Consider the following 14712-nt stretch of genomic DNA (forward strand, 5'->3'; position numbering starts at 1 on the left):
ACCGGGGTCTCGTCGTATGTGCCGCCCCTTCTTTAGTTACCCGTCAATGTGCAATTATCTTGCCGTACCTTCCCCCTCGTGACGGAGAAGCGCAGTGACCTTCGGCGGACCACACGACCCGACCTTCTCCCCGCCCGTGCCGGTGACCGTCCTCGGCGGCCGCTACGAGCTGCGCCGGCTGCTCGGTTCCGGGGGCATGACCCAGGTGTACCTCGCCCACGACCTCCGGCTGGACCGCCCGGTCGCCGTGAAGACACTGCGCACCGACCTCGTCCACGACCCGCTGCTCCAGGAACGGTTCCGCCGCGAGGCCCGGTCCACCGCCTCGCTCAACCACCCGGCCGTCGCCGCCGTGTACGACACCGGCGAACATCCGGTCCACGGCGTCGGGCTGCCGTACCTCGTGACGGAGTACGTCGACGGCACGACCCTGCGGGAAGCCCTGTACACGGGGCCGCCGCCGAGTGTCGGGCACGCGCTGGAGATCACGGCCGGCGTCCTGCGGGCCCTCGCCCACGCCCATCACTGCGGCATCGTGCACGGTGACATCCGTCCGGCCAACGTCATGCTGACCTCCGCCGGCCGGGTCAAGGTGCGGGACTTCGGGACCGCGCGGGACGACGCCGACGCCGGCTCCGACCTGTACGCCACCGGCTGTCTGCTGTACGAACTGCTCACCCTGTGCCCGCCGTTCACGGGCGGCCCCGCTACGGGGGACACGGACCGGTCCGAGGCGGACGCGATCGTGCTGCGCGCGCTGACGGAGGACCAGGAGTTCCGCTACCGGTCCGTGCCGGAGATGCTCGCCGACGTGGAGGCGTGTCTCGGGGCGCCGCCGACGGCGGCCGGCGGCCCGCACGAGGAAGGCGAGGAAGGCGAGGAGGGCGAGGAGGGCGAGGAGGGGGAGCGGGCGGCGGGCGGTCGGCGTGGTGGGACCGTCGCGCTGGCCGTCGCGGGTGCGGGAGTCGTCACCCTGGGGCTCGTGCTCGGCTGGTACATGTTCGGGCGCGGTACGGCCGCCGACGGCAGGGCTGACGTCCCCGACCTGGTCGGCCAGACCCTGGCGCAGGCCCGGAGCACGGCGGGCAACGTCGGTCTCACGGTCAGCGTCGCCGACCGGGAGCCCTGCGCGGATCAGCCGAAGGGCCGTGTCTGCGAGCAGAGTCCCGGCGACGGCGAACTCGCCAAGGGCGCGGCCGTCTCGGTCACGGTCTCGACCGGGGCCCCGAAGAAGCGGGCGTCCGAGTCCACGGCGACGGCGACGGCGAGGGCGAGGGCGGCCGAGGAGGCGGCGAAGGCCACCGTGCCGGATCTCACCGGGGCGACCCTGAGCGAGGCCCGGAGCCTGCTGGCCGGGGCGGGGCTGGAGCTGGGCCGGACGACCGAGGTGGAGAGCGGTGCCGTGGCCGGGACCGTGATCGGGCAGAGCGCCGCCTCCGGCACCGGGGTCGCGCCGGGCACCTCGGTCGACGTCGAGGTGGCCAAGGCCGCGCGGACCGTACGGATACCCGACGACCTCGGCGGCGCGACCCTCGCCGAGGCCCGCGACGAGTTGGGCGCGCTCGGCCTTCAACTCGCCGTCGCCACCGGGTACTCCCAGGACTCCGACGCCGTGGTGGCGTCGAGCAGCCCGGCGGCCGGGAGCGAGATCGCGGTCGGCGGCACCGTCGTCGTCACCACCGAGGAGCCGAGCGACGAGTCGTCGGCCGGCGCGACACCGGCCGACGCAACCGCGACGCCTTCGGCAACGACGGAGGCGGGCTAGGGCGGCAACGGTCGTGTGCCCTCCGGGGGTGCGTCCGGGAGTACGGCCGCAGGCGGAACCGTGACCCCGTCGGCGGCGACCGAGGCGGGCTGAGGTGGCGGCGGCCGAGGCGGCTAGGGCGGCGGCCGTGTGTCTTATGGGGGTGTGTGCGGGGGTGCGGTCGCAGGCGGAACCGTGACCCCGTCGGCGGCGACCGAGGCGGGCTGAGGTGGCGGCGGCCGAGGCGGCTAGGGCGGCGGCCGTGTGTCTTATGGGGGTGTGTGCGGGGGTGCGGTCGTCGGCCGGGCCGCGTCCCTGCCGGCGGCGGTCGGCGTTCGCCGGGGTCGCGGTCGGGTGGGGCCGGGTGTGCGGGTGCGGTGCGGGGGATCTGTGGGTGCGGGGTGGGCGGAGGGGCGGGAAAAGGAAAGGGGGACGGTGCCGGGGGGCGGGGGGTCCCCGTCCGGCACCGTCCCGGGGCCGTGCGCCGCTCAGGCACAGCCCGTTCCGGGGGAGTGCGGGCCGGAGCGGTGTCCGGCCCGTCTTGCGGTGGGGGTCAGTCGACGCCCACGGTCTCGGTCTCCTGCGGGGCGGGCGCCGGGTCCTCCCGGCGGTGCCGGTCCGCGCTCTTGCGGCCGGGCAGGACGGCGAAGACGATCATGGTCGCGGCGGCCATGATGATGCCGCCGATCAGGCTGGTGTGGGCGACGGCGTGGGCGAACGACTCGTGCACCGCCTCGACCAGGGCCTGGGCCTGCCGCGCCCCGCCGCCGGGGGTCTTCGCGACCTGCTCGGCGACGGCGAGCCCGCCGCCCACCGAGTCCTTCGCGGTGTCCAGCGCGGTCGCCGGGAGCTGACCGCCGACCAGGTCGCCCAGCCGGTCCTTGTAGGAGGTGGCGAGCAGCGAGCCCAGGATGGCGATGCCCAGCGAGCCGCCGAGTTCCAGCGCGGTGTCGTTGGCGCCGCCGCCGACGCCCAGTTCGGACTCGGGGAAGGAGCCCATGATGGTGTCGGTGGCGGGGGACAGGCTCAGGCCGATCGCGAAGCCGAGCACCAGCAGGGTCGGCAGGAAGTCGGTGTACGTCGAGCCGGAGCCGACCCGGGTGAGCAGGAGGACGCCCGTCGTGCCGATCGCCATGCCGATGCCCACCACCGCCTTCACCCCCAGCTTCGGGGCCACCCGGCCGGTCACCGCGGCGCCGGCGAACACGGCACCGGCCAGCGGCAGCAGTCGTACGCCGGTCTCCAGGGCGTCGTAGCCGAGCACGAACTGCAGGTACTGGGTGGAGTAGTAGATCGAGCCGAAGGTGCCGAAGAAGAAGAACAGCACGGCGAGCATGGAGCCGCCGAAGGGGCGCTCGGTGAACTTGCGGACGTTCAGCATGGGGTTGGGGTGGCGCAGCTCCCAGGCGGCGAAGGCGACCAGGCCGACCCCGGCGACCACGGCCGCGGCGATCGGGCCGGCGCCCCAGCCGAAGTGCGGGCCCTCGATGGTCGCGTAGACCAGGGAGCCGACCGAGACGATCGACAGCAGTCCGCCGACGTAGTCGATCCGGCCCATGCCCTCGGCCTTGGACGGCGGTACCAGGAGCAGCGCGCCGACCACGGCGAGGACGGCGACGGGGGCGTTCATGAGGAACGTCGAGCCCCAGGCGTGGTCCGCCAGCAGCCAGCCCGCGGCCAGCGGACCGACGGCGATGGCGAGACCCGAGGTGGCCGACCAGGCGGTGATGGCCCGGGCGCGTTCCCCCTTCGGGAACATCGCCACCAGCAGGGAGAGCGTGGCCGGCATCACGACGGCCGCCCCGACCCCCATCACCGCGCGGGCGGTGATGACCAGTTCCGTCCGGTCCACCAGGCTGCCCAGCACCGCGCCGCCGGCGAAGACCAGCAGACCCACGATCAGCGCCCCGCGCCGGCTGTACTTGTCGCCGATCGAGCCGAGGACGAGCATCAGCGCGGCGTAGGGGACGGTGTACCCGTCGATGACCCACTGCAGATCGCTGCTGCTCAGGCCCAGGTCCTTCGTCATGTCCGGCGCCGCCACGATCAGCGACGTGTTCGCCATGACGACGATCAGCAGGCTCAGGCAGAGCACCAGCAGCGCCCACCAGCGGCGCGGATAGGGCTCCGTCGTCTTGTCGACGGGTGTCTTCACGGAGAGCGGCATCGAAAGCTCCTCGACGGGAGGTGGACGGGAGGTAGGGCGAGGCAGGGGGAAGCAGGGGGAAGCAGGGGGAAGCAGGGGGAAGCAGGGAGGGCAGTTAATTGCCCATCGATGTGCAGACTAGTTTATTGCCCGTTGGTGTGCAACTATCGAGTCGTTCCCGGCCCTGGCCTGGTGTCAGCCCTGGCAGCGGCCCTGTTCTCCCGTCCGTCGATCGGAGGTCCCGTCATGACCGACGCACCCGTCGCGGACACCCCGTCGCGGGTCCGCGCCCGGCTCACCCGGGCCCGCATCCTGGAGGCGGCCCGGCGGGAACTCGGCCGCGATCCCGACAGCAGCCTCGGTGACATCGCCGAGGCGGCGGGTGTGGTGCGCCGTACGGTCTACGGCCACTTCGACGGGCGGGCCGCGCTCGTGGCGGGCCTGGTGGAGGACGCCGCGCAGGCGCTGCGGCGGGCGCTCGGTACGCGGGAGGGGCGGGAGGCCGACGCCGTCACCGCGCTGGCGCGGTTCGTGCTCGCGGTGTGGCCGGTCGGCGACCGCTACCGGATGCTGCTGCGGCTCGCGCCGCAGGACCTCGGGGCGGAGAAGGTCGCCGAGGTGCTCGCGCCCGCGCGGGAGACGGCGGCGGCGGTCATCGGGCGCGGGCAGCGGGCGGGGGTCTTCCAGGCGGCGGTGCCGGCGGGGCCGATGAGCCGGGCGCTGGAGGGGTATCTGCTGGGGCTCCTGGAGTGCGTGAACGGCGGCACGTGGGCCGACGACGGTGGGGGAGCGGCGGTCGCGGCGCTGGTCGCCGTGGGCGTGGACCGGGACCGGGCGGCTGCCTGTGTGCGGGGGCTGGGGCGGTAGGGCCGGTGCGGCGGAGCCGCATGTCGCACAGCCCCGCGCCCCTGACGGAGTGCGTCTGTCGCGACGTTTCTTGAACACCTCTCGGAAGGACATCCATGTACCTCGATCACGAACCCGTCGGTGACCCCTACTACGGCGACGCCTCCGTCTACGCGAGCCCCCCGCCCCCGAAGCGGCGACGGCAACTCGTCGGTGTGGCCTCGGTGGTCGTGCTGTTGCTCGGTGCCGTGGTCGTCGACCGGGTGGCCGCCGGGCACGCGGAGAGCCGTACGGCCAGGGCGTTCCAGGACGGCATGGGGACGCCGTTGCCGCCGGAGGTCCACGTGCGGGGGTTTCCCGTGCTGACGCAGCTCGCCGCGGGGCGGCTGGACCATGTCGATCTGGTCGCCCGGGACATACCGGCCGAGGGGGCGGACCGGCCGTTGCCGGTGACGCGGCTGACGGTCGGGCTGGACGGGCTGGAGACCTCGGGGAGTGCCGAGGAGGCACGCGCCCGTGCGGTGGACGCCACCGCGTTCCTGTCGTACGAGGACGTGTCGGACGCGCTCGGGGTGACCGTGGCCCAGGGGGACGCGCCGGGGCGGGTCGCGGCGACGGCCACGGTGCCGCTGGTCGGGGAGGTGACGGTGAGTGCGAAGGTCTCGGCGGCCGCCGGCAACCGGATCGCCTTCTCGGACGTCCGCGCGGTCGACGGGGAGCTGCTGCCGCCGCTGAAGGCGCTGCTCGACAGGGCCCTGTCGGTGCCGGTGCCGGTGCGCAACGTCCCGGACGGGCTGCGGCTGCGGTCGGTCAGTACCGCGCGGGACGGGATCGACGCCCGGTTCACCGGGCGGTCGGTCACCTTCCGGCCGGGCTGACGGGGTGGTCAGCCCGCGTCGGGCAGCGGGCGCCGGGCCACCTCGCGGGCGTCGTCCGGCGGTACGCCCAGCATGCGCAGCACCATCTCGGCGAGGTTCGCCGCGGCCTCGTCGCCGTCGATCTCGGGGCGGGCGAACCTCAGTTCCACCAGGGACAGCAGGGTGCCGCCGAGCGCGGACAGGGCGACGGCCGGGTCGACGACGGTGAACCGGCCGGAGTCCATGCCGACCTGGACGTCCCGCACGGCCCGGGTGGTCAGGCCGTTCTCGCTGTGGATGTGGCCGAGGCCGCGGCGGCGCAGGACCTGCATCAGCTCCGGGTGCGAGTCCGCCATCCGGGCGCTCAGCCGGAAGCCCGCCGCGACCAGCTCCGCCGGGTCGTCGATCCCGGCCAGCCGCTCGTCGAAGGTCCGGCCGAACTCCTCCAGGGCGTCCACCACGGCCGCCTCGAACAGCTCCGTCTTGGAGTCGAAGTGGTTGTAGAAGGAGCCGAAGCCGACGTCCGCGCGCTCGGCGATCGCCTGGATGCTGGCGCCGGTGTCCCCGGTCTCGGCGAGGATCCGCCGGGCCGCGCGCACCAGCGCCTGACGGGTCTCGGCGCGGCGCCGCTCGAAGCGGTTGCTGGGCGGGGCTGACGTAGGCATGCGCGGAGTCTAGTCGCGTGAGCGATGACAGTCACAGTCCTGATGAATTCATCATTTCCGGGCCGGAACATCTTGACGACGTAACTGTCACACTTGATGATTTCATCATTACGGCGATGTTGCTCGGAGGGCACCATGTCTGAAACCCGCGTCCCGGGAGCCGGCGTCAAGGCCGACGTCAAGGCCGACGTCAAGACGGCCCACCAGGACCTCCACAGCGAGCGGGGCGCCCTGCGCGGCGAGCACCCGGGCCGGTCCCGGAACCCCGTGATCAAGGTGGCGGACCTGGCCTGGCTGGAGTTCGAGAAGCCGGACCTGGACCGGGCCGAGGTCTTCGCCCGGGACTTCGGCTTCGGGGTCGCCGCCCGCACCGACACCGAGCTGTGGCTGCGCGGCACCTTCGCCGGCCCGCCCTGCACGGTGATCCGCCGGGGCCGCGCCTCCCGGTTCATCGGCCCCGCGTTCCGGGCCGCCGAGCGGGCCGACCTGGACCGGCTGTCCCGGGCGACGGGGGCGGCCGTACGGGACACGGACGTGCCCGGCGGCGGGAAGGCGGTCGACCTGCTCGACCCGTCCGGGTTCCCGGTACGGGTGGTGCACAGCGGTGAGCCGTTGCCGGCGCTCCCGGAACAGCGGCCGCTGCTGCTCAACTCCGGCACGGATCACCGTCGTACGAACGCCACCCAGCGGCCGCCCCGCGAACCGTCCCGGATCCAGCGCCTCGGCCATGTGGTGCTGGAGACCCGGGTGTTCGGGCGGGCCCTGGACTGGTACCTGGACACCCTCGGCATGATCGTGTCCGACTTCCTGTTCCTGGACGGGCAGCGCGACCGGGGCCCGACCATGGCGTTCCTCCGCTGCGACCTGGGCGGCGCACCGGCCGACCACCACACGCTGGCCATGCACCTGGGGCCGGGCACGGGCTATGTGCACTCCGCCTACCAGGTCACCGACCTGGACGCGATCGCCGCCGGCGGCGAGTACCTCAGGGAGCGCGGCTACCGGCGCAGCTGGGGCATCGGCCGGCACATCCAGGGCAGCCAGCTCTTCGACTACTGGCGCGACCCGGACCGCTTCATGCTGGAGCACTTCGCCGACGGCGACCTGTTCTCCCACGACGTCGAACCCGGCTGGGCGCCGATGTCGACCAGCGGCCTCGCCCAGTGGGGACCGCCCGCCACCCGGGACTTCCTCGGCGCGAGCCCCTCCCCGCAACGCATCCGCGAGGTCGTCCAGGCGCTGCGCGGCGACAACGAGATGGACCCCGCCCGGCTGCTCGGCCTCCTCAAGGCCGCCCGTTCCTGACCCCCTCCCGCAGACCTACGGAGAGCCACCCCATGAGCACCAACGTCCTGCGCACCGCCGACGGCTGGTGGGCCGTCCGCGGCGAGCGCGCCGTGCCCGTCCCCACCAAGGCCGTCACCACCGCCGAGCTGATCGCCGACCGGGCCGCCGTCCAGGAGGCGGCCCGCTCGGACGAGACCGGCACACCCGTCGCCGGCCTCGTCGCCCTCTCCCCGGTCACCACCCCCTGCCGGGTGGTCGCCCAGATGGTCAACTACCGCAGCCACGCCCGCGATTCGGGCTTCACCGGCGACATCCCGCCCGCCTTCTTCCGCAAGGCGTCCGGCTCGGTCAGCGGCCCGGCCGAGGCCGTCGTCCGGCCGCCGCACGTGCGCTTCCTCGACTACGAGGTCGAACTCGGCCTGGTCATGGGGGCGTCCCTGCCCGTCGGCACCGTCGTCGAGGAACGGGACCTGCCGTCGTACGTCGCCGGACTCGTCGTCACCAACGACGTCAGCGCCCGGGACGTACAGCTGACGAAGACCCAGTTCTACGAGAGCAAGTCGTACCCCACCTTCACGCCCACCGGCCCGTACCTGGCGCTGCTGGAGCCCGGCGACTTCGACCGGCTGCCCGATCTGCGGCTGCGGCTGAGCGTCAACGGCGAGCCGCGCCAGGACCGCACCCTCGCCGACATGATCGTCCGTCCGGCGCGGGCGCTGACCCTGCTGGCCCGTTTCCAGGCGCTCGACCCGGGTGACCTGCTGCTGACCGGCACCCCGGGCGGCACCGCCCTGAAGGCCCCGCCGAAGCCGGTCGAGAAGCTCGGCGCGCTGCTGCCGCCCGCCGTGAAGTGGAAGGCGTTCTTCAGGAGCCAGGCCCGCAACCCGCGCTACCTGCGCGCGGGCGACCTGGTCACCGCGACGATCTCGACCCCGGACGGCCTCATCGACCTCGGCGAGCAGCGCACCCCCGTCACGGACGCGCGCTAGGACCGAGGGAGCCGCAGATGACCGCCGTACCAGCCGTACCAGCCGTACCGCCCGTACCGCCCGTACCAGCCGTCGTAGTACCCGTAGTACCCGTAGTGCCCGAGCCGCCCGTGGTGATCGTCGGTGCCGGGCCGGTGGGCGTGACCGCCGCCCTGCTGCTCGCCCGGCGCGGAGTCCGCAGTGTCCTCCTGGAACGCCACCGGGACGTCTATCCCCTCCCGCGCGCCCTCGTCGTCGACGACGAGGTGCGCCGGATCCTCCAGGCCGCGGGCGTCGGGGAGGAGTTCGCCGCGATCGCCCGCCCGGGCAACGGGCTGCGGCTGCTCGACGCCCGGCACCGGGTGATGGCCGAGTTCCGCCGCGCCGGCCACGGACCGCACGGCTACCCGCAGACCAGCATGTTCGAGCAGCCCCGGCTGGAACGGCTGCTCCGTGCCGAGCTGGCCCGGCGCCCCGAGTGCGAGCTGCGCGGCGGCGCCGAGGTCACCGCGGTGGGCCCGGACACCGCCGGCCCGGTCCGGGTCGCCTACCGCGACGACGACGGCGAGCACGAGCTGTGGGCCGAGGCGGTGCTCGGCTGCGACGGCGCCAACAGCCTCACCCGCGCGGCCGTCGGGGCCGTCTGGGAGGACCTGCGCTTCGAGGAGAGCTGGACCGTCGTGGACGTCCGCACCCCCGCCGACGTCCGCTCCTGGGGCGGCGTCGACCAGGTCTGCGACCCGGAGCTGCCCGCCACCTTCATGCGGGTCGGCGAGGACCGCTACCGCTGGGAGTTCCGGCAGCGCGCCGGGGCGCAGCGGCCGCTGCGCGAGCTGATCGCGCCCTGGCTGCCGCTCTCCTACGACGGGGAGTTCGAGGTCGTCCGCGAGACGCCGTACACCTTCCGGGCGCGGATCGCCGACCGGTGGCGGGCCGGCCGGGTCTTCCTCCTCGGTGACGCCGCCCATCTCACCCCGCCGTTCGTCGGACAGGGGCTGTGCGCGGGACTGCGGGACGCCTACAACCTCAGCTGGAAGCTGGCCCGCGTGCTCCGGCAGGGCGGCGACGAGCGGCTCCTGGACACCTACGAGAGCGAACGCAGGCCGCACGCCCGGCATGTGATCCGGCTCGCCGTCGCCATGGGCTGGGCCATGACCGGCGGCCAGGACGGCGCCGCGCCCCTGCGCCGCCGGCTCCTGGCCGCCGCCTGCCGCATCCCCGGCCTCACCAACCTCGCCGGCCGCGACCTCAGCCCACCCCTCACCCCCGGCCCCCTCGTCCGCCGCACCCCCACCCGCCGGGGCCTCGCCGGCACCTACTGCCCACAGCCGTGGGTACACGCCGACGCGGGCGCGGGTGGTGGTCCCGAGGCTGGTCCCGCAGGGCTCGCCGACCGCCTTCGTACCCGGCTCGATGAGGTGCTCGGGGACTCGTTCGTCGTTCTGACCGCTGCTGACGGGCCCGCGCCTGCGCTTGACGCGCTCGCTCGGGGGCTCGGTGTGTGTGCGGTTTCGGTCGGCGCCGTCGGGGACGACGGCACGCTCGCCGCGTGGTTGCGGGCCGGCCGGGCGGATGCCGTGCTGCTGCGGCCGGACCGTGTCGTCCTGGACGTCGTGCCGGCCGGCGGCCGTGCCTTCACCGACACCGCCGCCTGGGCGGCCCTCCTGCACACCACCCGCTCACCTTCACCGAGGAGCGCCACACGATGACCCCGCCGGACCCCTTCACCACACCCGATCCGCAGGCCGTCGAGCGCAGCCGCGTCATGGACTTCGCCCGCCACGCGGGGCTCGACGGCACCGACTACGCCGGCCTCCACCACTGGTCCGTCACCGACCTGACGGGCTTCTGGGGCGCGGTCTGGGACTACTTCGGGATCGAGGCCGCCCTGCCCTACGAGCAGGTGCTCGCCGAGGACCGGATGCCCGGCGCCCGCTGGTTCACCGGCGCCACCCTCAACTACGCCCACCACGCCCTGCGGCACCTCACCGACGACCGGCCCGCGATCATCGCCCTCGACGAGACCGGCGCCGGGTACGAGGTGACCGGGAAGCAGCTGCGCGCGCAGGTCGCCTCCGTCGCCGCCACCCTGCGCGACCTGGGCGTGGAGCCGGGCGACCGGGTCGTCGGCCATCTGCCCAACACCCCGCACGCGATCGTCGCGTTCCTCGCCACCGCGAGCCTCGGCGCCGTGTGGTCGGTGTGCGGGCAGGACTACGCGCCGAAGGCCGCCGCCGACCGCTTCGGCCAGCTCGAACCCACCGTGCTGATCGCCGCCGACGGCTACCTCTTCAACGGCGTCGCGCACGACCGCCGCGACGCCGTCCTCGAACTCGCCCGCGCCCTGCCGACGTTGAAGGCGACCCTGCTGGTCGACCACGTGGGCCTGCCGTGGCCCGCGCGGCCGTACCCCACCCTGGTCGTCCCCTGGGAGGACGCGGCCACCCGCACCGAGGAACTCGTCTGCGCCCCGGTCCCGTTCGACCACCCGCTGTGGGTGGTCTTCTCCTCCGGTACGACGGGTCTGCCCAAGGGCATCGCGCACGGCCACGGCGGTGTCCTGCTCGAACACCTCAAGACCCTCGGCCTCCACTCCGACCTCGGCCCCGGCGACCGTCTGCTCTGGTACACCACCACCCACTGGATGATGTGGAACCTGGTCGCCTCCACCCTCCTGACCGGCGCCACGACCTGCACCTACGACGGCAGTCCGGCGCCGCTCGCCAAGCCCGACACCCTGTGGGAGCTGGCCGCCCGGCACCGGGTGACCGTCTTCGGCACCAGCCCCCAGTACCTGCTGGGCATGGCCAAGTTCGGCATCGACCCGTCCGCGTACGACCTGTCCGCGATCCGCGTGGTCGGCTGCACCGGCTCCGCCCTGCCCGCCTCCGCCTACCCCTGGGTCCGCGACCACGTGGGCGGGCACGTCCTGCTCGCCTCCATCAGCGGCGGCACGGACGTCGTCTCCGGCTTCGCGGGCAGCGCGCCCAACACCCCCGTGTGGGCAGGTGAGTTGTCCGCACCCCACCTGGGGGTGGCGCTGGCCGCGTACGACTCCGCGGGCCGGCCGGTGGTGGACCGGGTCGGCGAACTGGTCGTCACCCGCCCCATGCCCTCGATGCCGCTGTACTTCTGGAACGACCCGGACGGCACCCGCTACCGCGACGCCTACTTCTCGGTGTACGAGGGTGTGTGGCGGCACGGCGACTGGATCACCGTCACCGGGCACGGTTCGGTGATCGTCCACGGCCGCTCCGACTCCACGCTGAACAGGAACGGCGTCCGCCTCGGCAGCGCCGACATCCACGACGTCGTCGAACGCCTCCCGGAGATCGCCGAGGCCCTGGTCGTCGGCGCGGAGGAGCCGGACGGCGGCTACTGGATGCCGCTGTTCGTGGTCCTCGCCGCCGGGGCGACCCTCGACGACACCCTCCGCGACCGGATCCGCGACGCCATCCGCGGCGGTGCCTCGCCCCGCCATGTCCCCGACGAGATCCTCGAAGTGCCGGGCATCCCGCACACCCGCACCGGCAAGAAACTGGAGGTCCCCGTCAAGCGCCTCCTCCAGGGCACCCCCGTGGCGGAGGCCGTCGACCCGGCCACCGTGGACGCCCCCGACCTCATCGCCCACTACGCCCGCCTGGGAGCGGCCCGGCGGGAGCGGACCGGGTGAGGCGCGGGGGCGCTCGGCAGGAGGGGACTGCCCGTCGGCGGGGCTTCGCCCGGTGGGAGGGGATGCCCGGCGGGGCGGGCGATGTGAGGGGCGGGGGCGCTCGGCCGGAGGAGCGCCCGGTGGGAGGGGCACCCGCCGGGAGGGGCACCCGCCGGGAGGGTCCTGCCCGGCAGGGCGGTCCGGCCGGCTGTCGTCGCCGGGTGAGGGGTGGCCCGCGGGGCGTACCGTCGAGGGTGTGGACGGCACCGTCGACGGGCTTCTCTCCCGGGCCGCGCGTGCGCTCGCCCCGCGGGTGGACGAGCTGATCGCGGGTGTCACCCGGTGCCTGCGCGATGAGGTGCCCGAGCTGTTCGAGGACCCGGAGCTGGTGCGGCTGACGTCGGAGAACACCGCCGAGCATGTCCTCGGGGTGCTGACCGGCCTGGAACTCGGCCTCGACCCCAGCGCCCTGGACCCGCCGCCGGCCGACGTGGAACGCGCCCGCACGCTGGCCAGGACCGGCACCTCCGTCACCGTGATGCTGCGGGCCTACCGGCTCGGCGAGGGCGTCATCCTCGACCGGCTCCTCGCCGAACTGCCCCGGCTGTCGGACGACCCCGAACTGGTCGACACGGCCGCCCGCCGGCTCCTCGCCATCGCCACCCGGTACGTGGACCGGACCTCCGAACAGGGCGTCCTGGCCTTCCAGGCGGAACGGGACCGGCGGCTGCAGTGGCGGCTCTCCCTGGTCAACGCGGCCGGCCTGCGCGTCGGCACCGCCCTGGACATCGCCCGTACCACCCAGGAGCTGGCCGACCTCGCCGCCGAGGACTTCGCCGACCTGGTGACCGTGGACCTGCTCGACTCCGTGGTGCGCGGCCACGACACCCCGGCCACCGAGCCGTTCCTGCTGCGCCGGGCCGCCCAGCGGACGGGGCCCGAGGGCGGTCCGGAACCGGCGGTCAAGGTGCAGGAGCCGCACATCTGCCCGGACGGCTCACCGGCGGCCCGCGCCCTGGCCACCGGGGAGCCCGCCCGGCAGACCACGGCGGACCGCGCCACCCTCGTGGTGCCGCTGACCGCCCGCGGCACCACCCTCGGCGTCGCCCGCTTCTCCCGGCACCCCCGGCAGCACCGGCCCGGCCGCTTCGACGACGAGGACCTGCTGCTCGCCCAGGAACTCGCGGCCAGGACGGCGGTGGCCGTCGACAACGCCTGCCGCTACACCCACGCCCGTACCACCGCCCTCACCCTGCAGCGCAGCCTGTTGCCGCGGCGGACCGCCGAACAGTCCGCCGTCGAGGTCGCCTGCCGCTACCTGCCCGCCGGCGACCGGGCCGGGGTGGGCGGCGACTGGTACGACGTGATCCCGCTGTCCGGCGCCCGGGTCGCCCTGGTGGTCGGCGACGTCGTCGGCCACGGCATCCACGCCGCCGCCACGATGGGCCGGCTGCGCACGGCCGTCCGCACCCTCGCCGACATCGACCTGCCCCCCGACGAACTGCTGACCCACCTCGACGACGTCGTCATCCGGCTCTCCGCCGAGGCCGCCGCCGACCCGGACACCGACCCGGACACCGACCCGGACACCGACCCGGACCTGGACCCCGGCCAGGAGCCGGCCGGGGACATCGGCGCCACCTGCCTGTACGCGGTCTACGACCCCGTGGCCGGCCGCTGCAGCCTGGCCCGCGCCGGCCATGTGCCGCCGACCGTGGCGCACGGCGACGGAACCGCCGGCCTCCTCGAACTGCCGCCGGGGCCGCCGCTGGGCCTGGGCGGGCTGCCGTTCGAGGCGGTGGAGACCGAGCTGCCCGAGGGCACCCTGCTCGCCCTGTACACCGACGGCCTGATCGAGGCCCGCGACCGCGACGTGGAGGCGGGCCTCACCGCCCTGCGGGAGGCGCTCGCCCGGCCCGCGGCCTCCCTGGAGACCGCCTGCGACACGGTCCTGGACGCCCTGCTGCCCACCGACCGGCCGCACGACGACGTCGCCCTGCTGCTGGCCCGCACCCGCACCCTCGGGGACGACCGGGTCGCCGCCTGGGAGCTGGCACCCGACCCGGCGTCCGTCGCCCCGGCCCGGGCCGGGGTCGCACGGCAGCTCACCGCGTGGGGGCTGGACGAACTCGCCTTCTCCGCCGAGCTGGTGGTCAGCGAACTGGTCACCAACGCCATCCGGTACGGCAGGCCCCCGGTCCGGCTGCGCCTGATCCTTCCCCGGCCCGCCGAGGGGCGGGGCCTGAGCACCCTGCTCTGCGAGGTGTCCGACGCCGGCGGCACCACCCCCCACCTGCGCCGCGCCCGCACCTTCGACGAGGGCGGCCGCGGTCTGCTGCTCGTCGCCCAGCTCGCCGCCCGCTGGGGCACCCGCCACGCCCGCCAGGGCAAGACGGTCTGGGCCGAACTGAGCGAGACCGAACCCGCCGGGCTCCAGGCACTGTTCGCCTGACCGGTGGATCACTCATAACCAGCCCTTTTTGCGCGGGCATCCGCGGGCATCCGGGGAACGCGGAGCCGGGGCCGTGGAAGGCTCTGCGGAAGGCG

The 14712-nt window shown here is 74.4% G+C and carries 11 protein-coding genes; 9 read left to right on the forward strand and 2 right to left on the reverse strand.

Annotation, left to right across the window (positions count from 1 at the left end; all coding sequences use genetic code 11):
- Positions 1-94: 94 nt before the first annotated feature.
- A complete protein-coding gene (locus tag ACGFZS_RS00170; RefSeq protein WP_393793224.1) occupies positions 95-1765 on the forward strand; it encodes a PASTA domain-containing protein in 1671 nt (556 codons plus the stop codon).
- Positions 1766-2297: 532 nt separating this feature from the next.
- Here the strand turns inward: ACGFZS_RS00170 and ACGFZS_RS00175 are convergent.
- Entirely contained in the window at positions 2298-3911 is a 1614-nt protein-coding gene (locus ACGFZS_RS00175) for an MFS transporter (RefSeq protein ID WP_393793225.1), read from the reverse strand.
- Positions 3912-4136: 225 nt separating this feature from the next.
- Between ACGFZS_RS00175 and ACGFZS_RS00180 the strand changes: the two genes are divergently transcribed.
- Both ACGFZS_RS00180 and ACGFZS_RS00185 read left to right on the forward strand, forming a co-directional pair.
- A complete protein-coding gene (locus ACGFZS_RS00180; RefSeq protein WP_393793226.1) occupies positions 4137-4757 on the forward strand; it encodes a TetR/AcrR family transcriptional regulator in 621 nt (206 codons plus the stop codon).
- Positions 4758-4852: 95 nt separating this feature from the next.
- Entirely contained in the window at positions 4853-5614 is a 762-nt protein-coding gene (locus ACGFZS_RS00185; protein ID WP_393793227.1) for a DUF2993 domain-containing protein, read from the forward strand.
- 8 nt (positions 5615-5622) lie between these two features.
- Here ACGFZS_RS00185 and ACGFZS_RS00190 read toward each other — a convergent pair whose 3' ends face one another.
- Positions 5623-6258, reverse strand: a complete 636-nt coding sequence (locus tag ACGFZS_RS00190) for a TetR/AcrR family transcriptional regulator (RefSeq protein ID WP_393793228.1) — start codon at positions 6256-6258, stop codon at positions 5623-5625.
- A gap of 17 nt (positions 6259-6275) precedes the next feature.
- Between ACGFZS_RS00190 and ACGFZS_RS00195 the strand changes: the two genes are divergently transcribed.
- From ACGFZS_RS00195 to ACGFZS_RS00220, 6 genes are all read left to right on the forward strand, one after another.
- Entirely contained in the window at positions 6276-6401 is a 126-nt protein-coding gene (locus ACGFZS_RS00195; protein ID WP_393793229.1) for a hypothetical protein, read from the forward strand.
- Positions 6394-7563 (forward strand): VOC family protein, encoded by a 1170-nt coding sequence (locus tag ACGFZS_RS00200; protein ID WP_393793230.1) that lies wholly within the window; start codon positions 6394-6396, stop codon positions 7561-7563. The genes ACGFZS_RS00195 and ACGFZS_RS00200 overlap by 8 nt, the downstream gene beginning before the upstream one ends.
- A 32-nt stretch (positions 7564-7595) precedes the next feature.
- A complete protein-coding gene (locus ACGFZS_RS00205; RefSeq protein ID WP_393793231.1) occupies positions 7596-8534 on the forward strand; it encodes a fumarylacetoacetate hydrolase family protein in 939 nt (312 codons plus the stop codon).
- A gap of 17 nt (positions 8535-8551) precedes the next feature.
- Entirely contained in the window at positions 8552-10222 is a 1671-nt protein-coding gene (locus tag ACGFZS_RS00210; protein WP_393793232.1) for a bifunctional 3-(3-hydroxy-phenyl)propionate/3-hydroxycinnamic acid hydroxylase, read from the forward strand.
- A complete protein-coding gene (locus tag ACGFZS_RS00215; protein WP_393793233.1) occupies positions 10219-12186 on the forward strand; it encodes an acetoacetate--CoA ligase in 1968 nt (655 codons plus the stop codon). The genes ACGFZS_RS00210 and ACGFZS_RS00215 overlap by 4 nt, the downstream gene beginning before the upstream one ends.
- A 235-nt stretch (positions 12187-12421) precedes the next feature.
- The gene (locus tag ACGFZS_RS00220; protein ID WP_393793234.1) at positions 12422-14617 is read left to right on the forward strand and encodes a SpoIIE family protein phosphatase; all 2196 of its coding nucleotides are present in this window, start codon (positions 12422-12424) and stop codon (positions 14615-14617) included.
- The last annotated feature ends 95 nt before the right edge of the window (positions 14618-14712 follow it).

It is taken from the genome of Streptomyces sp. NPDC048288 (assembly GCF_043201555.1).
Taxonomy (GTDB): domain Bacteria; phylum Actinomycetota; class Actinomycetes; order Streptomycetales; family Streptomycetaceae; genus Streptomyces.

Bases quoted from the DNA above. Each gene is read 5' to 3' on its own strand.
- ACGFZS_RS00210 (WP_393793232.1), top strand. From the start codon at position 8,552: ATGACCGCCGTACCAGCCGTACCAGCCGTACCGCCCGTACCGCCCGTA.
- ACGFZS_RS00185 (WP_393793227.1), top strand. From the start codon at position 4,853: ATGTACCTCGATCACGAACCCGTCGGTGACCCCTACTACGGCGACGCC.
- ACGFZS_RS00200 (WP_393793230.1), top strand. From the start codon at position 6,394: ATGTCTGAAACCCGCGTCCCGGGAGCCGGCGTCAAGGCCGACGTCAAG.
- ACGFZS_RS00180 (WP_393793226.1), top strand. From the start codon at position 4,137: ATGACCGACGCACCCGTCGCGGACACCCCGTCGCGGGTCCGCGCCCGG.
- ACGFZS_RS00175 (WP_393793225.1), bottom strand. From the start codon at position 3,911: ATGCCGCTCTCCGTGAAGACACCCGTCGACAAGACGACGGAGCCCTAT.
- ACGFZS_RS00215 (WP_393793233.1), top strand. From the start codon at position 10,219: ATGACCCCGCCGGACCCCTTCACCACACCCGATCCGCAGGCCGTCGAG.
- ACGFZS_RS00190 (WP_393793228.1), bottom strand. From the start codon at position 6,258: ATGCCTACGTCAGCCCCGCCCAGCAACCGCTTCGAGCGGCGCCGCGCC.
- ACGFZS_RS00205 (WP_393793231.1), top strand. From the start codon at position 7,596: ATGAGCACCAACGTCCTGCGCACCGCCGACGGCTGGTGGGCCGTCCGC.